The 19308-nt window shown below is 59.8% G+C and carries 19 protein-coding genes and 1 pseudogene; 14 read left to right on the plus strand and 6 right to left on the minus strand.

Translation table 11 applies throughout. The features are described 5' to 3' along the window. Window positions 1–108 precede the first annotated feature (108 nt). From AC244Q_RS09150 to AC244Q_RS09165, 4 genes are all read left to right on the plus strand, one after another. The gene (locus AC244Q_RS09150; protein WP_128407930.1) at window positions 109–1413 is read left to right on the plus strand and encodes an ABC transporter substrate-binding protein; all 1305 of its coding nucleotides are present in this window, start codon (window positions 109–111) and stop codon (window positions 1411–1413) included. Between the two features lie 81 nt (window positions 1414–1494). Then, complete coding sequence (locus AC244Q_RS09155; protein ID WP_012757389.1) at window positions 1495–2433, plus strand: carbohydrate ABC transporter permease; 939 nt, start codon at window positions 1495–1497, stop codon at window positions 2431–2433. Next, on the plus strand, window positions 2426–3274 hold the full coding sequence (locus AC244Q_RS09160; RefSeq protein ID WP_003539503.1) for a carbohydrate ABC transporter permease: 849 nt from the start codon (window positions 2426–2428) through the stop codon (window positions 3272–3274). Before AC244Q_RS09155 ends, AC244Q_RS09160 begins: the two co-directional genes overlap by 8 nt. Before the next feature lie 23 nt (window positions 3275–3297). Beyond that, window positions 3298–4371, plus strand: a complete 1074-nt coding sequence (locus AC244Q_RS09165) for an ABC transporter ATP-binding protein (RefSeq protein WP_128407931.1) — start codon at window positions 3298–3300, stop codon at window positions 4369–4371. A gap of 172 nt (window positions 4372–4543) precedes the next feature. On the opposite strand, the gene AC244Q_RS09170 is transcribed toward AC244Q_RS09165, so the two are convergent. Next, a complete protein-coding gene (locus AC244Q_RS09170; protein ID WP_128407932.1) occupies window positions 4544–4723 on the minus strand; it encodes a hypothetical protein in 180 nt (59 codons plus the stop codon). A gap of 16 nt (window positions 4724–4739) precedes the next feature. Here AC244Q_RS09170 and AC244Q_RS09175 point away from each other — a divergent pair. The 4 genes and pseudogenes from AC244Q_RS09175 to AC244Q_RS09190 all read left to right on the plus strand — a co-directional run. After that, a pseudogene (locus AC244Q_RS09175) lies at window positions 4740–5042 on the plus strand (IS66 family transposase); the annotation flags it as partial. Between the two features lie 207 nt (window positions 5043–5249). Then, complete coding sequence (locus AC244Q_RS09180) at window positions 5250–5801, plus strand: hypothetical protein (protein ID WP_082229815.1); 552 nt, start codon at window positions 5250–5252, stop codon at window positions 5799–5801. Window positions 5802–6286: 485 nt separating this feature from the next. Continuing rightward, window positions 6287–7054, plus strand: coding sequence for an alpha/beta hydrolase family protein (locus AC244Q_RS09185; RefSeq protein ID WP_128406992.1), 768 nt, complete (start codon window positions 6287–6289; stop codon window positions 7052–7054). A gap of 87 nt (window positions 7055–7141) precedes the next feature. Continuing rightward, window positions 7142–7642, plus strand: a complete 501-nt coding sequence (locus AC244Q_RS09190; RefSeq protein WP_017994028.1) for a GFA family protein — start codon at window positions 7142–7144, stop codon at window positions 7640–7642. Between the two features lie 247 nt (window positions 7643–7889). Here AC244Q_RS09190 and AC244Q_RS09195 read toward each other — a convergent pair whose 3' ends face one another. Beyond that, window positions 7890–8660 carry an alpha/beta fold hydrolase gene (locus AC244Q_RS09195; protein ID WP_017994029.1) on the minus strand — a complete coding sequence of 257 codons (771 nt, stop codon included), beginning with the start codon at window positions 8658–8660 and terminating at the stop codon, window positions 7890–7892. Window positions 8661–8826: 166 nt separating this feature from the next. On the opposite strand from AC244Q_RS09195, the gene AC244Q_RS09200 reads away from it, so the two are divergent. Continuing rightward, the gene (locus AC244Q_RS09200; RefSeq protein WP_245460538.1) at window positions 8827–9825 is read left to right on the plus strand and encodes an AraC family transcriptional regulator; all 999 of its coding nucleotides are present in this window, start codon (window positions 8827–8829) and stop codon (window positions 9823–9825) included. 210 nt (window positions 9826–10035) lie between these two features. On the opposite strand, the gene kdgD is transcribed toward AC244Q_RS09200, so the two are convergent. The 3 genes from kdgD to AC244Q_RS09215 all read right to left on the minus strand — a co-directional run bounded on the left by kdgD (window position 10036) and on the right by AC244Q_RS09215 (window position 12745). Continuing rightward, window positions 10036–10962 carry a 5-dehydro-4-deoxyglucarate dehydratase gene (gene kdgD / locus AC244Q_RS09205; protein WP_128402424.1) on the minus strand — a complete coding sequence of 309 codons (927 nt, stop codon included), beginning with the start codon at window positions 10960–10962 and terminating at the stop codon, window positions 10036–10038. A gap of 32 nt (window positions 10963–10994) precedes the next feature. Beyond that, entirely contained in the window at window positions 10995–11969 is a 975-nt protein-coding gene (locus AC244Q_RS09210; protein ID WP_012757396.1) for a mannonate dehydratase, read from the minus strand. Between the two features lie 65 nt (window positions 11970–12034). Then, complete coding sequence (locus AC244Q_RS09215) at window positions 12035–12745, minus strand: FadR/GntR family transcriptional regulator (protein ID WP_017994032.1); 711 nt, start codon at window positions 12743–12745, stop codon at window positions 12035–12037. 134 nt (window positions 12746–12879) lie between these two features. Here AC244Q_RS09215 and AC244Q_RS09220 point away from each other — a divergent pair, with 134 nt between their 5' ends. Genes AC244Q_RS09220 through AC244Q_RS09240 form a run of 5 tightly spaced genes read left to right on the plus strand, consistent with a single transcriptional unit; the run spans window position 12880 to window position 17995 of the window. Further along, window positions 12880–14475: an ABC transporter substrate-binding protein gene (locus tag AC244Q_RS09220; RefSeq protein ID WP_003559263.1), complete on the plus strand. Its 1596-nt coding sequence runs from the start codon at window positions 12880–12882 to the stop codon at window positions 14473–14475. A gap of 20 nt (window positions 14476–14495) precedes the next feature. Beyond that, entirely contained in the window at window positions 14496–15524 is a 1029-nt protein-coding gene (locus AC244Q_RS09225) for an ABC transporter permease (RefSeq protein WP_003559265.1), read from the plus strand. Then, on the plus strand, window positions 15521–16423 hold the full coding sequence (locus AC244Q_RS09230) for an ABC transporter permease (RefSeq protein ID WP_003539529.1): 903 nt from the start codon (window positions 15521–15523) through the stop codon (window positions 16421–16423). The genes AC244Q_RS09225 and AC244Q_RS09230 overlap by 4 nt, the downstream gene beginning before the upstream one ends. Next, the gene (locus AC244Q_RS09235) at window positions 16410–17255 is read left to right on the plus strand and encodes an ABC transporter ATP-binding protein (RefSeq protein WP_017994035.1); all 846 of its coding nucleotides are present in this window, start codon (window positions 16410–16412) and stop codon (window positions 17253–17255) included. Before AC244Q_RS09230 ends, AC244Q_RS09235 begins: the two co-directional genes overlap by 14 nt. After that, window positions 17252–17995: an ABC transporter ATP-binding protein gene (locus AC244Q_RS09240; protein ID WP_012757399.1), complete on the plus strand. Its 744-nt coding sequence runs from the start codon at window positions 17252–17254 to the stop codon at window positions 17993–17995. The genes AC244Q_RS09235 and AC244Q_RS09240 overlap by 4 nt, the downstream gene beginning before the upstream one ends. Window positions 17996–18017: 22 nt before the next feature. Here the strand turns inward: AC244Q_RS09240 and AC244Q_RS09245 are convergent, their stop codons facing one another. Next, window positions 18018–19070 carry a LacI family DNA-binding transcriptional regulator gene (locus AC244Q_RS09245; RefSeq protein WP_017994037.1) on the minus strand — a complete coding sequence of 351 codons (1053 nt, stop codon included), beginning with the start codon at window positions 19068–19070 and terminating at the stop codon, window positions 18018–18020. Between the last annotated feature and the right edge of the window lie 238 nt (window positions 19071–19308).

Consider the following 19308-nt stretch of genomic DNA (forward strand, 5'->3'; position numbering starts at 1 on the left):
AGCGCATTTGATAAAAATAGAGGCATTGGGTTGACAATATGCCAAAGCTCCGTTGAATTAATCCGCATAGGGGAAAAATTGTGAGGATAGCCCCCTGGGAGGAAAATCATGACTTTTAGGTTCAAGAGCGCCGCTCCTAGCGGCAGGCGTATCGCATCCATGGCCGCGGCCGCCGGCATGTTGCTGGCCGGAGCAGGTGCCGCTTCGGCGACGACGGTGGTCAAGTGGCTGCATCTCGAGCTCGACCCGAAATATGTCGCGGCCTGGGAAGACATCGTCAAGAAATACGAAGCCCAGCATCCCGACGTCGATATCCAGATGCAGTTTCTCGAAAACGAGGCCTTCAAGGCCAAGCTTCCGACATTGCTGCAGTCGGACGACGTGCCGGATTTCTTTTTCAGCTGGGGCGGCGGCGTCTTGAAGCAGCAGTCCGAGACCGGCGCGCTCCAGGATGTGACGCCGGCGCTGGATGCCGATGGCGGCAAATTGCGCGGCGCCTATAGCCCGGCTTCGGTCAGCGGCCTGACATTCGAAGGCAAGACCTGGGCTATTCCCTATAAGGTCGGTCTGGTCAGCTTTTTCTACAACAAGGAACTCTTTGCCAAGGCCGGCGTGAAGGCCGAGGACATCAAGAACTGGGCCGATTTTCTGGGTACCGTGAAGAAGATCAAGGCGGCAGGCATCGTGCCGATCGCCGGCGGCGGCGGTGAGAAATGGCCGATCCATTTCTACTGGAGCTATCTCGTCATGCGCGAAGGCGGACAGAAGGTCTTCGAATCGGCAAAGACCGGCCAGGGCGAAGGTTTCCTCGATCCCGCGATCATCAAGGCCGGCGACGATCTCGCCGAACTTGGAAAGCTCGAACCGTTCCAGCCCGGCTATCTCGGCTCGACCTGGCCGCAGGCGCTCGGCGTGTTCGGTGACGGCAAGGCTGCAATCATCCTCGGCTTTGAAAATACCGAGGCCAACCAGCGCAAGAATGCCGGCGACGGCAAGGGTCTCGCACCCGACAATATCGGCCGTTTCGCCTTCCCGGCAGTCGATGGCGGCGCCGGCAAGCCGAACGATACGCTCGGCGGTCTGAACGGCTGGGCCGTTACCAAGAAGGCATCCAAGGAAGCGCTCGATTTCCTCGCTTTCCTGACGAATGCGGACAATGAGCGGGCGATGGCCAAGGCCGGCATGCTTCTGCCCGTTGCCGTCGGCGCCGGCGATGGCGTCACCAATCCGCTGCTTGCCGAATCGGCAAAACAGCTGGCCGGTTCGACCTGGCATCAGAACTATTTCGACCAGGATCTTGGCGCTGCGGTCGGCCGTGTCGTCAACGACGTGTCGGTGGAAATCGTCTCCGGGCAGATGAATTCCAAGGACGGCGCCCAGATGATCCAGGACGCTTTCGAACTGGAACAATAACCAGCGCCTGCAGACCCTTCCTGGCGCTCCGCTAATCCGGAGCGCCAGCATTGCTGCCGACGAGAAGCGAAAGCAGGACCCATGGCCAATATTTCAGTCCCATCGATAACCACGGCCGCAAGGCCGGCAAAAAGAGCCGCAAACAGCAAGAGCTCGGTCGCCCATGACCGGCTGGCGGTGCTGTTGATCTTCCTGCCGCCGGCGCTGCTGCTTTTCACGCTCTTCGTCATCATGCCGATGGGCGAGGCGGCCTGGTACAGCCTCTACAAGTGGAACGGCTACGGCACGCCGACCGAGTTCATCGCGCTGCGCAATTTCCAGGTCCTGTTTCGAAATGCGGCCTTCACCCAGGCGCTGGTCAATAACGGCCTGATCATCGTGATCTCGATCTGCATCCAGGTGCCGCTTGCCATCTGGCTGGCGACCATGCTGGCGCACCGCATTCCGGGTGTCGTCGGCTACCGCCTCATCTTCTTCCTGCCCTATGTGCTGGCGGACGTTGCCGCGGGCCTTATCTGGCGCTTCGTCTATGATGGCGATTATGGCCTGTTTGCCGCCGTTTCCAACTTCTTCGGCTTCGCCAACCCTTACGTGCTCGCCGACAAGGACGTGGCGATCTACGCCGTGCTTGGGGTCATCGTCTGGAAATATTTCGGCTTCCACATGATGCTGTTCATCGCCGGCCTGCAATCCGTCGACAAGAGCGTGCTGGAGGCAGCCGAAATCGACGGCGCTACAGGTTGGCAGAAGTTCCGTTATGTCACGCTGCCGCTGCTCGGCTCGACCTTGCGTCTTTCCATCTTCTTTGCCGTCGTCGGCTCGCTGCAGCTCTTCGACATGATCATGCCGCTGACCGGCGGCGGGCCGTCCAACTCCACCCAGACGATGGTCACCTTCCTCTACACCTATGGCGTCATGCGCATGCAGGTCGGCCTCGGCAGCGCCGTCGGCGTAGTGCTCTTCGTCATCTGCGTGACGCTCGCCTTCGGTTACAAAAGGATATTCATGCGCCATGACTGATATGAGCTCTTCCATCCGCATGAGCACGTCCACACGCGTCTATCTCTATGTGTCGCTGAGCCTGATTGCCGCGATCGTGCTCGTGCCGCTGCTGACGACGGCGCTCGGCGGCTTCAAGACGCTGGGCGACCTGCGCACCAATCCCTTCGGCCTGCCGACGGAGTGGCAATGGGCGAACTATACCGATATTCTCTTCGGCGAGCGCTACTGGCTGCAGATCGGAAATTCGCTGGTGATCGCGTCGCTCACCGTCCTCCTGACGCTGATCGTATCGTCGATGGCGGCTTTCGCCTTTGCCCATGTCCGCTTTTTCGGATCGTCGTTCCTGCTCAATTATTTCCTGCTCGGCCTGATGTTTCCGGCGGCGACGGCGATCCTGCCGCTCTTCATCCGCATCCGCGATCTCGGCCTGCTCGATACCTATTGGGGCGTGGTGCTGCCGCAGGTGGCCTTCGGCCTTGGCATGAGCATCCTGCTGTTTCGAAACTATTTCCGCAACCTTCCGGAAGAATTGTTTCAGGCGGCCTTTGTCGACGGCTGCGGTTATCTCCGCTTTTTCTGGCATATCTCGCTGCCGCTTTCCCGGCCGATCGTCGCCACCGTCAGCATCATCTCCTTCGTCGGCAGCTGGAACAGCTACATCCTGCCGCTGATCATGCTGAACTCGGAATCGAAATATCCCTGGCCGCTCGGCATCATGGTCTATCGCGGCGAATACGGCACGGAGTGGCAGCTGGTGCTGGCCTTCATTACGCTCACCATCCTTCCCACCATCATCGTCTTTTTCGTCGCCCAGAGACACATCATCGCCGGTCTGACCGCCGGTGCCGTGAAGTCCTGAGCCGAACCATTGGAGGTGCAATCATGGCATCTGTTGAACTCACCGATATCAGCAAGACCTATGGCGCCGTCGACGTCATCCACGGCATTTCACTTCATATTGAGGATGGAGAATTCGTCGCCCTCGTCGGGCCGTCCGGTTGCGGAAAATCAACGCTGCTGCGGATGATCGCCGGTCTCGAGGAGATCACCGATGGCGAGATCGCCATCGGCGGCAAAGTCGTCAACGCCATGACGCCGCGCGAGCGCAACATCGCCATGGTCTTCCAATCCTACGCGCTTTACCCGCACATGACCGTTGCCGAAAACATGGGCTTCAATCTGAAGCTCGCCGGCGTTGCCAAACCGCAGATCGAGGCCCGGGTGGCCGAAGCCGCCCGCATGCTGGATCTCGCCAACCTCCTCGACCGCAAGCCGGCACAGCTTTCCGGCGGCCAGCGCCAGCGCGTCGCCATGGGCCGCGCCGTCGTGCGCAATCCGGCCGTCTTCCTGTTCGACGAACCGCTCTCCAACCTCGATGCCAAGCTGCGCGTGCAGATGCGCTCGGAAATCAAGACGCTGCACCAGAAGGTCAGGACGACCTCGATCTATGTCACCCATGACCAGATCGAGGCGATGACGCTTGCCGACGGTATCGTCGTGCTCAATCAGGGCAGGGTGGAGCAGCAGGGGACGCCGCTCGAACTCTACAGGAAACCCGCCAATCTCTTCGTCGCCGCCTTCATCGGATCGCCGGCAATGAACATGCTCGAAGGCACGGTCGACGGCGAAAATGGTGGGCCTGCGGCTCGTCTCAGCGACGGTACGGCGATCCGCATCGCGCCCGACCGCAAGGTCAAGGCCGGCCAGGCCATCACCATCGGCCTGCGCCCCGAACATCTCGTTCCCGGTGCCGCCGCCGGCACGCCGCTCGCCGGCCGGACGATGCTGGTGGAACCGACAGGCGCCCAGACCCATGTCGTCTTCGATCTCGCCGGACAACAGGTGACCGCCATCGTCGATGGCGAATATCCCGCCCGGTACGGCGCCGTCTTCGAGGCAAGTATTACGAGCGATCAGGTGCACGTCTTCGACCGCGGTACTGGTGTGGCGCTGTAGGCGGGGCGGTTTGTCCCACGGCTGTCCAATTCGCGGCGACGAGCGGGAACCGGGGAGGGTGCGGCATATCCTCTTCTCCCTGAGGAGAGAAGAGGGAGTCGAGAGCTCGCGCGATGCCCGTTTGCACGCAAGCCGAGTTAGAAGGACGGGCGAGACACATGGCTCCAGCTAATCAATGCTGTGATTTGTCTTGCCATTTCGCGAGCCGTTCTCGGCGCGTTTTCGAAAATTGAATAACATCGAATATAAAACTGTCTTCTTCCAGAAAGTCTTTCTTGATCTGCTCGATTTCCTTGCCATCGCGGATGCGCCCGGATCGCCGCTGTCGCCCGTGCCTGTGCGGTTCCGGCATGATCTTTCCATCGAACCGTGTGCTGGTGTCCAAATACGCCGATCATCTGCCGCTTTACCGGCAGGCCCAAATCATGAGCCGCCAAGGTATCGATCTCGACCGCTCAACACTCGCCGACTGGGTCGGTGGTGCAGCATTCGAACTGCGCCCCGTCTTCGATGCGCTGATTGCCGACCTGAAGCGCTCGACCAAGCTCTTCATGGACGAGACCCGTGCGCCAGTTCTTGATCCCGGCTCCCGCAAAACCAAAACAGGATACTTCTGGGCGCTGGCTCGTGATGACCGACCGTGGGGCGGTGGTGTTCCACCTGGCGTCGCCAGACAGAGACCCATTGGATGAAGGCGGAACTCATCCCAAACCGCTTGGCTGAAATCTAACGACGGCTTCTGGCGCAGAGTTGCCTGCCATCAAATCGAAAGTCTACCCGACAACGTGCGAGTGGCACACCGCTTCGTTGCACTTCATTCTAGCTTTGCATCAGAGCCATCTGAGTACATGATGAGGCCGTCAAGATAGGGGCGATTCATGAAGTGCATCTCTGAACTTTTGATGGGATTGGCGGGAGCGACGTTGGTCGTTATTAGCGCAGTTCACCCGGCGGAAGCTAACAGTGACAATGGCGAAGACCCATCTTGTGAAATCGTCAACTTTGCATACGCGGCAACCATGAACGCTACCCGGTCGAGCGTGACGGCTTATGCCGAGCAGGACGATGGATCTTTAGTGTTTATTGCCGATTTGCGAACCCAGTTAGGTACTAATTATCTGAAAGATTCAACGCGAAAGCAATGGATCCGTTACCCACAGACAAAGTGGGTTCCAGCGGACCGATTTGGTCCAAAAATAACTGACTGTGTATTTAAGGGTGATGAAAGTCACCCGGATCTCGCAGCAAAGCACTATTCAGCTATCCGTCATGAGGCACCGCATGTCTCTAAAGTGGATTTTTGGATTACGCATGACGATGGACGAATTGTAAAAATGCGAATTGGGCCGTGGGGGGTCAAGCTTAAGTCCGGACTAGGAGTAATTGAAATCCGGAAGTTCGATGATGAGGCATTGACCCCTCCGCTTTGATCCGCAGCCGCAACAGAGTTGCGCTTCCATTCGAACGGTATGTCCGATGCTTTTGTCGAAATCCTGAAGCGGAATTACACGCGAATATCAGTTCCACAGGACGCTGAAACAGCGCTCCAATCGCGCCGACGTCCAGTTTCCGTGAAAACCTTAAACCGCTGCGCCGGCACGTCTGAACTGGTGCTATGTGTAAATCATGTAATCGTCATATGTCGAAGCCCCGTTCGGCAACAACATCAACAATCACACGCTGATCCGGAAGGTGGGGCCATAACACCGCTTACAGTGCGGAAGTTGATCGTTCATCAAAATGATCACTATTCATCTGCGGCCTTTATTGTGCTGTCGCTTCCGGAATTTCGATCAAAAGACCGAAACGGACGGATGAGCGGCTAAGCCATTTGGTTTCTCAACGATATCCGCCGCCACCGGACGTTGCCAATGCCACAAGTTGCACTATTGTCTGTCCGGCACGCGAAAACCTGATGGTGGTTATGCCGGTAGTAACTCGACATCTCATTGACCGGGGTGACGGAGCCACGGTCGAGCTTTTTCAAGCTCAAGCCGCAAGCGAAACGCCCGCAGGAGCAATCCTATTTGTCCACGGCAATCAGGGGGGCCGTCTGCTTGGAGGGATAGAGGCGGTCGACAGCGGCGCGTTGCTTCGCTTCTGTTCTGGTTTGAATATCACTGCTGCGGCAGTCTCGCAGCCCGGTTTTGTGGCATCAGATGGCCCTCCAGATTTCTGCGGTCCCAAAACCCAGCAAGCGATCATAGCTGCTCTCGCTTTCCTGCGGGGCCAGCCTTCCGTCGATCCTGACCGAATTGTTCTCTATGGAAACAGTCGTGGTGCCGTTGCATCGGCAATGGTCGCCACCCAGGTTTCTGATCTGCGAGTAGTCATTCTATCCAGCGGCGTCTACGATCTTGAAGTCGCTTATCACGAGAGTTCAGACGGTTTGCGGTGGGCTATCGAGAAAGAGGCGGGCCTATCGAGAGAGGCCTTTCTGGCTCGCTCTGCATTGCATTATGCGCCCGAAGTTCGGTCTGAGACGCTGTTGCTGCATGGAAAGCATGACGACCGTGCTCCTGTTGCCCAAGCCGAACTCTTCTCAAAAGCTCTGTCCAATGCCGGAGCCCTGGCGACGCTTCACCTCTTTGAGTGTGGACATCAAATTCCAAGGAACCACATGCAGGGAGCTCTCAGGCCCTTCCTGCAAAGGGTGTTCAATCCCGTCGTGACGTACCACTAAGGCAGCATGACAGCTTCGGGCAGCGGGAAAGTGACGAAAACCTAAAAGAGATTAAGCCCAAACCCGCCTCTTGAAAGAGGAGAAAAAATGAAACGCATCGAGATGGAGGTGAGCGGCGGCTGCCAGTGCGGTGCCGTGCGCTACCACGCAACCGCTATGCTTGACAATTCGCATCTCTGCCATTGCCGCATGTGTCAGAAAGCCTCGGGCAACATCTTTGCCGCGCTCGTCGCCGCGCCCGATGAAGCGCTCAGCTGGACACGCGGCAAGCCAAGCATCTGGAAGAGTTCGGAGCTTGTCGAGCGCGGCTTCTGCGCCAATTGCGGCACGCCATTGTTCTTCCACCACGTTGAAAACGGTCGCACCAACCTGATGATCGGTTCGCTTGACGATCCGCACGCCTTCTCGCCGCTTGCCAATACCTGCACCGAGAACATGGTGGCATGGTTCGATACGATCACGGGCATAGAAGATACCGGTGCGACTGAAGACAACGGCGCCGACTGGGCGGCGGCGATCAAGGAGAGCAACAACCAGCACCCAGATCACGATACCGCCTCATGGGCGGTGAGGGGGCGTGATGGCTGAGTCTTATTCCGGCGGTTTCCGGTGCTGCGCAGTCCGAGGCCATGGCGTGTGGGCAGTGGCCGGGGCTTTGCTCGAGCTATTCGCCGCGGCCGGAGACGCGTTAAGACGGCCAGTTTGAAAGTCGCCAATATCAGAGCGTTGCCGGTGATATGGGGTCAGCGCTGCGAGTGCTACCCTGCGACTGGGATCGTTGCGCATCGATGCTAGCGACCACCGCGAGGCGGGCGATAGCATCGCATGACGAGGGCTACTTTGCTCCTGCGGCCGCTTCTATGACCGCAGCCACTTCCTCGGCGTGCGAGGCCAGCGAGGCGTGGCTACCCTCGACCGTCGTCACCTTGGCCTTCATCCGTTCGGCAAAGAAAGCCTGTGCGTGGGGATCAAGGACGAGGTCCTTGGAGCTCAGGACGTACCAGCTTGGCTTGTCGTGCCATGCCGCGACCTCAGCAGGTGCATCGAAGGCAGTGTGGTTGATCGGCATCTGGTGCGCTGCCAGATGTTCACCGATCTTCTTGGGCAGGTCGCCCGCCACTGCACTGGGGAATACTGCAGGATCGATGGTCAAGTAACCCTTTGCGTCGGGCCGAATGGCCGCCGCTCCGGGAGTTGCCGGACCGCTGGCTGCCAATGCTGTGATGGTTTCACCTTTCTCGGGCGCAAAGGCCGAGACATAGACGAGTGACGCCACCTTGGCGTTGTCGCCCGCCTCGCCGATCACCACGCCACCCCAGGAATGCCCCACCAGGACAACCGGGCCATTTTGCGCATCCAGCACCGCATTGGTGGCAGCGACGTCGTCAGCAAGCGAGGTCAATGGGTTCTTTACCGCAGTCACCTTGTAGCCCTTGGCGGTCAGGATTGCAGCGACGCCGTCCCAACTGGTTTCGTCGACGAAGGCGCCGTGGACAAGAACGATATTCTTGATTGTTTGATCCGGGAGAGCCGGCTGGGCCCACGCGGGTGTAGCACCAAGCATGGCGGTCGTCAGCATCAGGGCGGACATAAGAAGAGATTTCATTTGGAGCTCCTACAGGGCGCATCAGCGCAATTGCTTAATTCGGATAATCTGCAATGCTATCGCCTACGCGACGGCAGGAAGACCAGGATGGCCTTGCCTTCGCGCAAACACTTGAACTGCCAGATAATTCCTCGTTGAAGACAAAACCAAACTAGGGCTTGCCGAGATGGATCACCATGACCAGAGCCCCGCAATGCATGCTCCGTCGTCCAAAAATGCGATCATGCTCGCCTCTCGGGTGGATCTGCTCTCCCAGATTTTGGCCATGGTCAGCCTGCATGGCGAAATCGTCTTTACAGTTGAGCTCAGCCAACCATGGGCGTTACGCTTTCATCCAGGAGCGGCTTATTTCTTCATCGTGCTCGAAGGGGGCCTGAGCGTTGTGAACGATCAGGGCCATGCCTTGCAGGTGGCAACTGGCGATCTGATCATGCTGCCGCGTGGGCTTGGACACGGCTTGAGCGATGGCGAGTGTGCGACTGAGGCTGACTTGGCAGCCCTGATGGCGGCGCAGGTTACCGCCGAAAAACTCAATGTCTCCCACGGCGGAGGCGGCCAACAGACCAAGCTTATCGCCGGAGCCTTTCGGTTCGAAAGCGCTTCCGTGCCCTGGCTCGTATCGGCACTGCCGTCGGTCATTCACATTCCAAAAGCCAGCGGCGAGACCGCCGGATGGGCCGAGGGCCTTGGCTACTTCATGATGAAGGAAGCCCAGGAGGTGTATCCCGGCGCGTCCATCATGATTTCACGGCTGATCGACGTGCTGGTGATCAGTATCCTGCGTAGCTGGGTGCGGATCGAGCGGGGCGGCAATGTCGGCTGGCTTGGAGCGCTCGGGGATGCGCGCATCAGCCGCGCGCTCAAGGCCATCCACGACGAACCTTATCGGCGCTGGACCGTGCTCGATCTGGCTCGGGTGGCGGGCCTGTCCCGGTCCGGCTTCGCGGCGCGATTTACAGCATTGGTGAAAGAAGCGCCACTTTCCTACCACAGCCGCTGGCGGCTGACGCTCGCCTTGGGCTTGATGCGCCAGCCTGATGCCAAGGTTGGGTCGGTCGCCAGGCAAGTGGGCTATGATTCCGAAGCAGCCTTCAGCCGAGCCTTCAAGGCACAGTTTGGTTTTGCGCCCATGAATGCCAAATCGACAACTATTCAGGATCGATGATGGTGTAGATCCGGCGCAATGCATACCAGATTATAACGCGCGAATGTCCGACGTGGGGTCGAATGCCGAATGTCAGCTTCTGCTGAACTCGCCCCGATAACAGACGCCCCGCTTCCGGCCCCGTAGCGGTCGTCTATCCAAGCCGAGCCGATGTCCGTCGTTGGTGCGAACAGCCGCCGGGCCACCCCGGCGGCCTACTGCCGCGATATATTATTCCGCCGCGATCCGTGTGACGCCGTTGGCCTGGACGATCTTTTCCAGCAGCGCGAGCTCTTCCTGGGTAAGATCCGTCAGAGGCGGGCGCACGGGGCCTGGGTTCTGCCCGAGGACGCGAAGGCCGGCCTTGATGATCGAGACGGCATATCCCTTCTTGCGGTTGCGCAAGGCGACGAAGGGGAAGAAGAAGCCCTTGAGGATCTCGTCGACTGTTGCCTGATCGCCGGTGCGCAAGGCGCCGTAAAAGCGCTGGGCGAGGGCGGGGACGAAGTTGAAAACGGCCGATGAATAGGTTGTCACGCCTGCGGCAAAATAGGCTTGGGCATAAACCTCATGGGTCGGCATGCCGCCGACATAGACGAGACGGTCGCCAAGCAGGGTGGTAATCTCGATCACCTTGTCGACATCGCCGACGCCGTCCTTGAAGCCGATCAGGTTCGGGCATTCCTCCGCCAGGCGCGCGATGCTGTCGGCGGTCAGGACGGCGTTGTCGCGGTTATAGACGATGACGCCGATGCCGACCGATTGGCAGACCGCCTTGACGTGGGCGATGAGACCCGCCTGTTCGGCAAACATCAGATAGGGCGGCAGCAGCAGCAGTCCGTCGGCGCCGGCCTTCTCGGCCGCGACTGCGATCTCGATTGCGAGCGACGTGCCGTAGCCGGTTCCCGAAATGATCGGCGTCTTGCCGGCCGACGCCTTGGCGGCCCGGATCACCTGCGGAATCTCGGCCGGATTAAGCGAGAAGAATTCACCGGTGCCGCCGGCGGCAAACAGTGCAGCGGCGTCATAACCTGCAAGCCACTCGACATGGCGGCGGTACTTCGCTTCGTCAAATTTCAGTTGATCGTCGAAATGCGTAACCGGAAACGACAGGAGACCACTACCGACGGCCTTCTTCAATTCAATCGGGTTCATCATGAAGTCCTACTTCTTACGTGTTGAAAACCGGGTCACTCGCTGTCGAGCACTTGCAGAAGTGCGGCGATATAGCCGTAGCAGAAGGCAAATGCTGTGGCGGTTGGATCCTTGCCGCTGACGGTCGGCACATGGTCGGGCATCAGCATGTATTTGAAGCCCACCTCCTTGTAGATCCTGGCCGAGCGGACCATGTCCATGTCGCCTTCTTCGGGGAAGGTCTCCATGAAGGATAGCTTGCCGCCGCGAATATTGCGGAAGTGAACATTGAAGATCTTGCCGCGCTGGCCGAACCAGCGAATGACATCGTCGATTTCCTTGCCGGGATTTTCCAGCATCTCGCCGATCGAACCCTGGCAGAAATTGAGGCCGTGATAGGGGTTTTCGCGCATCAGCACGAATTTCTTCAGGCCTTCCACCGTACCCAGCACCCGCGTGACGCCGCGATAGCCCGGCGGCGTATAGGGATCGTGCGGATGGCAGGCGAGCCGGACGCGGTTGCTTGCAGCGACAGGAACGACGCGTTCCAGGAAATAGTCGATCCGTTCCCAGTTCTCATCTTCGGAAAGCACACCGGCAAGGCCGGGCTCGGCCTGCTGATCCGTCTTGTCCCAGCGGAAGCTCGCATTCAGAGATCCGCCGCGTCCCGGCTCATCCGGCGTACGGGGAATGCCGATCAGGTTGAGATTGTACTTCACCGCAGGAATGCCGGCGGCGGCGGTATTCTCGATCAGCTTGCAGACGGCGTCGATCTGTCTGTCGCGATCGGGGCCGGCAAGCAGGATATCAGGATAGGAAGCCTTCTCGATCGGCTGCGAGGGCAGCGGCAACTGGATCATGTCGAGGATCAGGCCAAAGCTTTCGACCTTGTCGCGATGACGCTCGAGATCGGAGAGCGTCCAGCTGCTCGGCTTCCCCGGCGGGTCGGCATTGATATGCTTCACGCCCAGTTGCGCGAAGATACGATAATCGTCGTCGTCCCGCGCGGCGACCTGTGTTCCCAGATACATTTGAGTCTCTTTCCAAATTATCCAATGTCATATGACATAATATGAATTTCGAAGAGTGTCGAGCCCTATTGCTGCTCCGCGAGCATGCGATAACGGCGTTGGCTGGCCAGCATATGCGCCCGCATTGCCTGTCTCGCCCGCTCCGGATCCTGATCGGCGATCGCTGACAGGATCTCGACATGTTCGGCATAGACCTTCTGAAGATAGTCGCGGTCATTGGCTTCGGGAAGCGTCGGAAATTGGCCACGGGGAATGGCTTTTGGGCCGAATTGGCGCAAGACGGCAACATAGAATCGGTTGTTCGTGGCGGCGGCGATTGCCATGTGGAAGGCATAATCCGCCTCCACCGTCTGCTGTCCCGTCTCGATCAGGTTCGCCATCCTGCGGTTGGCTTCGCGGATCGCCGCTTCCTGCTCGGCGGTGCGGCGATAGGCGGCGATCGCCGCCGCTTCACCCTCGGCGGCCATGCGAAACTCCAGCAATTCCAGGGTTTCCGGAATGCTCTTGATTTCCACTGGTGTTAAGGAAAGCATCGAATGCGACTTCGGATCCGCGACGAAGACGCCTTTGCCCTGGATCGGCTTGACGAAGCCAGCCGACCTCAGATCGGCTATCGCCTCGCGCACCACGGTGCGGCTGACGCCGAATGACGCTTCAAGCTGCGGCTCGGTCGGCAGCTGGTCGCCGACGCGCAGCTTCCCCGTTTCGATTTGCGCCCGCAGCTGATCGATAACCTGTTGCGCCAGTCTTTGCCGGCCCCGGCTGAGTGTCGTCATTTCGGCTCCCCCAATCCCTTCGCATCAAGTCTCTGTCGCCCGGGACTTGTCAATCTTATCGGACTTCGTTAAATCATAATACGACATACGGACGACATAATATGTTTCCTATAGTAATCCAGGGAGGAGTGACAATGAAGCATTTTTCTAAGAGCTTGTTCGTCGGCGCTGTCATCGGCGCCCTGACGATATCGGCAGCACAGCTGCAGGCCGCCACGCCGCAGGACCAGCTGGTGATTGGCACTTCGCTGGCCCAGGTTTTGTCGCTCGATCCGCAGCAGGCGACCGAAGGCAAGGCGGTCGAGATCATGTCGAATCTGTACGATCGGCTGGTTGCCAGCACGGCGGATGGCAAGATCCTTCCGCAACTGGCGGAAAGCTGGAAGATCGACGACAAGGGCATCACCTTTACGCTTCGCAAGGCCAATTTCGCCTCCGGTAACCCGGTCACCTCGAAGGATGTCGTCTATTCACTGGCGCGGCTCCTGAAGATGGACCAGGCCGCCGCCGCCAACCTCAAGCGCGTCGGCTACGACAAGGACAATGTCGAAAAGCTCGTCAAGGCGGTCGACGATCAGACGGTGCGCATCGATCTCTCCGACCAGGTGACGGCAGAGCTTCTGCTCTATCGGCTGACAACGACGACGACCAGCGTGGTCGACAGCGTCGAGGTCGAGAGCCACGCCGTCGATAACGACTACGGAAATGCGTGGATGCGAACGCATTCTGCCGGCTCAGGTCCGTTCACCCTCAATCGCTGGTCTCCGAACGAACTGGTGATCCTCGACGCCAACAAGGACTATATGGCCGGCACGCCGAAGATGCGTCGCGTCATCGTCCGGCATGTGCCTGAAAGCCAGGTGGAGCGGCTGATGCTCGAACGCGGCGATATCGATATTGCCAGCGCCTTGACCGCATCGGATCTCGCGACGTTCCAGACCAAGAAGGGCTTTGCCATCCAGCGTATTCCGACGGGCGGTTTCTACGTGCTGTCGATGAATGCCGGCAACAAATACCTCGCCAATCCGAAGGTTCGCGAAGCCATCGCCTACGGCATCGACTACAAGGGCATCGAAAAGACGATCATGGGCCCTTACGGCCGGGCGAGAAACGTCCCCGTTCCGGAGAATTTCGAATATGCCATCCCGAACCCCGATTGGCATCTCGACGTCGAAAAGTCGAAGCAGCTGCTGAGCGAGGCAGGCTTCAAGGACGGCTTTTCGCTGACGCTGAAGACCATCGCGCAAACGCCGCGCATCGATCTTGCCACCGCCATCCAGGCATCGCTTGCTCAAGTTGGCATCAAGATCGACATCCAGCAGGGCAACGGCTCGGAAATCATCGCCGCCCATCGCGCCAGGGATTTCGATCTGCTGATCCCGCAGACCAGCGCCTATATGCCGAACGTGCTCGGCTCGATGGAGCAGTTTTCCTCCAATCCCGACAATTCGAAGGAAGCCAACAATGCCGGCAATTTCGTCTGGCGCTCGGCCTGGGATATTCCGGAACTCACGGCGCTGACGGCGAAAGCATCGATGGAGCCGGACGCCAAGAAGCGTGGCGAACTCTATGTTCAGATGCAGAAGATGTTCGTCGAACAGAAGCCGGCGGTGCTTCCGCTCTTCGAGCGCTTTGAGCCGATCGTCCTCAATAGCAAGGTCGAGGGATATGTGGGGCATCCGTCTCAGCTGACGCGTCTCGAGAACGTCACCAAGGTCGAAACCCAGTAATACTCCCAGGACAGCCGATCATGAAGGAACTCTCCGTAGCCGAATTTGGCCGACGCCTGGCGCATTTGCTGGTCAGCCTGTTCATCCTCTTATGTGTGACCTTCGTGATCGGCCGTATCCTGCCCACCGATCCGGTCGGCGCGATTGTCGGCGAGCTCGCGGATCCCGCCGCCTATGCGGCGATGCGGGCGCGTCTCGGGCTCGATCTGCCGATCTACCAGCAGTTTTTCCTCTATCTGAACGGGCTGGCCCACGGTGATTTCGGCACCGCCGTCCTCACCGGCAATCCCGTCTCTTCGGATCTCGCTCAAGCCTTTCCTGCGACATTCGAACTGGCGACGCTGGCGGTGATCATTTCGACCTTCGTCGGTGTCCCGCTCGGGTTGGTCGCAGCACTGTTTCGAGATAGCTTCATCGACAAGACGGCCCGCGTGGTCGCGCTCGTCGGTCATTCGATCCCGGTTTTCTGGTTCGGCATCGTCGGGCTCGTCATCTTCTATGCCGGCCTCAACTGGGTCGGCGGGCCGGGCAGGATCGATGTGTTTTACGAGGGTCTCGTCACGCCGCGCACCGGGCTGTTGTTGATCGACAGCCTGCTGCAGGGCGAGACGGAAATCTTCTGGAATGCACTCGGCCATATCATTCTTCCGGCTGTCATTCTCGCCTACGCGGCGATGGCCTACATCACCCGCATGACACGCAGCTTCACCCTGGAGCAGTTGAGCCAGGATTATGTCATCGCGGCCCGAGCCAAGGGCGTGAGCCCGCTCGGCACGATCTGGCACCACGTCCTGCCGAACATTGCGGTGCAGCTGATCACCATCCTGGCCATTTCCTATGGCGGTCTGCTCGAAGGCGCTGTCGTGACCGAGATCGTTTTCTCCTGGCCGGGCATTGGCCAGTACATGACCAACGCGCTGATGATCGGCGACATGAACGCCATCGTCGCCGGCACCATCATTGTGGGATTCATTTTCATGTTGTTGAACTTCCTGGCCGACGTCGCTTACGCCGTCTTTGATCCGCGCATGCGGGAGGCGGCCCGATGAGCGATGTCATCCGCAGCGAAATAGAGATCCGCCCTCCAAGTGTGTCGACCCGTATCGCGGCGTCGTTTGCGCGCGCCGGCCGCAAATTGGCCCACGAGCCGCTTGGTCTTGCCGGTTTCGTCATCCTTGGTCTGCTTTGTTTGATCGCGATCTTCGCGCCGCTCCTGGCGCCCTACGATCCGGTCATACAGTCGCTTGGCGATGCCTTGCAGCCGCCGAGCCTCGCGCACCTGGCAGGCACGGACGAATTCGGCCGGGACATCTTGAGCCGCCTCATCTTCGGCACGCGCATCACCATCCAGACCGTGCTGTCGATCTCCTTGATCGTCGGCCCGATTGGCCTGTTGATCGGCGTCGTCGCCGGTTTCTTCGGAGGGCGCACCGATGCGCTGCTGATGCGCGCCACCGATATCGTTCTGTCTTTCCCGTCGCTGATCCTGGCTTTGGCTTTTGCTGCGGCACTCGGCGCCGGCTTGACCACGGCAATCATCGCGATCTCGTTGACCGCATGGCCGCCGATTGCGAGACTCGCGCGCGCCGAGGCCCTTGTCGTCAGAAACGCCGACTATGTGGTCGCCGCCCGCCTTTATGGCGCCTCGCCGATGCGCATTCTTCTTCTCTATATCGCGCCGATGTGCGTTCCCTCCGTCATCGTTCGGCTGACGCTCAACATGGCGGGCATCATTCTGACGGCAGCTTCGCTTGGCTTCCTCGGGCTTGGCGCCCAGCCGCCGGCGCCGGAATGGGGCGCGATGATCTCCAGCGGCCGCAAGTTCATGCTCGATTATTGGTGGGTCGCCGTGATGCCGGGTATCGCCATCCTCCTCACCAGCCTTGCCTTCAACATCGCCGGAGATGCTCTGCGCGACCTTTTGGATCCCCGCCATGCAAGATCGTGATCTGCAGCCCGTTCTTTCCGTCGAAGGATTGACCGTCCGTTTCGGCCGAGGCGCCGTACCCGCCGTCTCCAATGTCAGTTTCGACGTCGGGCGCGAACGCGTCGGGATTGTCGGCGAATCCGGTTCCGGCAAATCGACGACAGGTCGCGCGATCATGCGCCTTTTGCCGCCGGCCGCGGTGGTCTCGGCCGAACGCATGGATCTTAGCGGCGATCCGTTGCTTTCAAAGAGTGAGCGTCAGATGGGCGCGCTGCGCGGCAAGGACATCGCGCTGATCATGCAGGATCCGCGCTATTCGCTGAATCCGGTGCTTTCGATCGGTAAGCAGATCGCCGAAGCCGCCCGCCTTCACCTCGGTCTTCATAAGAAACAGGCGCATGAGGCTGCCCGCGCCATGCTGGAGCGCGTGCGCATCAGCGATCCGGAGCGGGTCATGGCGCTTTATCCGCACCAGATATCGGGCGGCATGGGCCAGCGCGTGATGATCGCCATGATGCTGCTGGCGCGGCCGAAGCTTGTCATCGCCGACGAGCCGACCTCGGCGCTTGATGTCAGCGTCCGAAAGGACGTGCTGCTGCTGCTCGATGAGTTGGTGCGCGAGAATAATTCCGGCCTGCTGTTGATCAGCCATGACATTCGCATGGTGGCAGCCTTTTGCGAGCGCATCATCGTCATGTATGCCGGCCGGATCGTGGAAACGCTGACCAGTCTCGAGGAGGCGCGCCATCCCTATACCCGCGGGCTGATCGCTGCGCTGCCCGACCCGAGGAATCCGGTTCGCCGGCTTGCAGTCCTCGACAGGACGAAACTCGATCTGGAGACGGCGCAATGATCAATGTGCGTGACCTCGATGTCGTCTTTGCCTCTGGCAAGACTAGCAACCATGTCGTCAGGGGCATCAGTTTTCAGGTCAACCAGGGGGAGACCCTTGGCATTGTCGGTGAATCCGGATGCGGCAAATCGACGGTGCTGCGTTGCCTCGCCGGCATGGAGGCCGGTTGGACCGGTCACATCGAGCTTGGCGGCAAACCGATCGGTAAGAAGCGCTCCCGCGAGGAGCTGAAATTTGCCCAGATGGTGTTTCAGGACCCTTACGGATCCCTGCATCCGCGCCATCGTATCGGCACTGCCCTGGCGGAACCGCTGCGCGCGATGGGCCATTCCGATATCTGGTCGAAGGTCGAAAGGGCTTTGATCCAGGTCGGTTTGCCGGCGAGCTTCGCAAACCGTTTTCCGCACGAACTTTCCGGCGGCCAGAGGCAGAGGGTTGCAATCGCCCGGGCCCTGATCCTGTCGCCGCCCATCCTGTTGCTCGACGAGCCGACATCGGCGCTCGACGTCTCGGTCCAGGCCGAAATCCTCAACCTGCTGGCCGATCAGCGCGAGGAAAAGGGCCTGACCTATCTGCTTGTCAGCCACGACCTCGCGGTCATCGCACATATGTGCGACCGGGTGCTGATCATGAAGAATGGTTGCTTCGTCGACGAGCTCACAAAAGCGGATCTGCAAGCCGGCACCACGCATGATGCCTATGCGCGTGAACTGTTTGAGGCGAGTTTTATCGAGGCTTGATATCCTCGATCGCGGTGTGGATTCAGCGGCCCGCCGATGCGGCAGGGATGCGGACAGCCGCAACGCTGCCCCTTTCGACAAGATGGCAGGCAAGCTCGACCCGCCGCCGTGGGGCAGCAAGGCCGAGCATCATGTCGCGCAAAAGATCGAGCGCGGTGGCGCCGAGTTCGCGCATCGGAATATGCACCGTCGAGAGCGGTGGGTTGAGAAAGGCCGACTGCGGCAGGTCGTCTATGCCCATCACCGAGATGTCCTGCGGCACGGCATAACCCATCGCCTGCAATCCGCGCACCGCGCCATTGGCAAGACTGTCGCCCGCCGTCAGGATGGCGGTGAAGGTGAGGCCTTTCTCGCGGACAAGACGGGTGACGGCCTCGGCGCCGAGTTCCGGCAGCCAGTCATCGACTTCGAGCACCAGATCGGCATCGGCCGTCAGCCCATGATGCTGCAGGGCATCGCGCCAGCCCTCAAGGCGCCGCTCGATGGTCCGCCGCCCCGGCCTCAGCATGAACAGGATGCGTTCATGCCCGGCCTTGATCAGCCGCTCGGCAGCGATGAAGGCGGCTGAACGGTTGCAGGGCGTAACACTCGAAAGCCGCATATAGGGATCGTCGCTGTTGACCAGCACGACGGGCTTTCCGAGATCAGCGGCCGCTGCCAGCATCTCCTCTTCGTCGACGGTCAGGATCAGCATGCCGCCAAAGCTCGGATCGTCACGCATCTCGGCGACGACGCGGGCTTCATCCCCCTTGCCGGCAATGGGGCGCATCGCCAGTTCGATGCCGAGGGCGGCGGCACGCGCGTTCAATCCTTCGAGCACATAGAGCGTGAACTGGTTGCGGACATAGTCGATCATCGCCGCGCCGGAGGCGACGAGCATGACCTTCTTGCCGGCAACGCTGGCCGGCAGCGCGTAGCTGACCGCACTTGCCGTTTCCAGCACCAGCTTGCGGATCTCCGGCCTGACGCCCTTTTCGCCGGCCAGCGCACGCGACACCGTGCTGATCGAGACGCCGCATCGGGCGGCAATGTCGTCGAGGCGCGTGCGCCTGCCTTTTTTCTCTTCCGCCGCCATGTCGTCTCCTCGCTGTCTGTTACTATGCAAAAATCTTTCAGATTGCGCAAATGGAATGCCTATGCACAATTGTTGCTGAGGAGTCCGCGGCAAGCGGCAGAGCAGGGAGGCTTTGAAATGTGGCTAGACCGCCAGTCCATGCGTCGGCGTTTTACCCGGCGTCCCAAGGATCGAGCATGATGCCGAAAAGTGTGAGCGGTTTTCGGACGACCTCATGCTCTAGCTGTTCTCGGGCGGG

Source organism: Rhizobium sp. CB2179 (genome assembly GCF_057653455.1).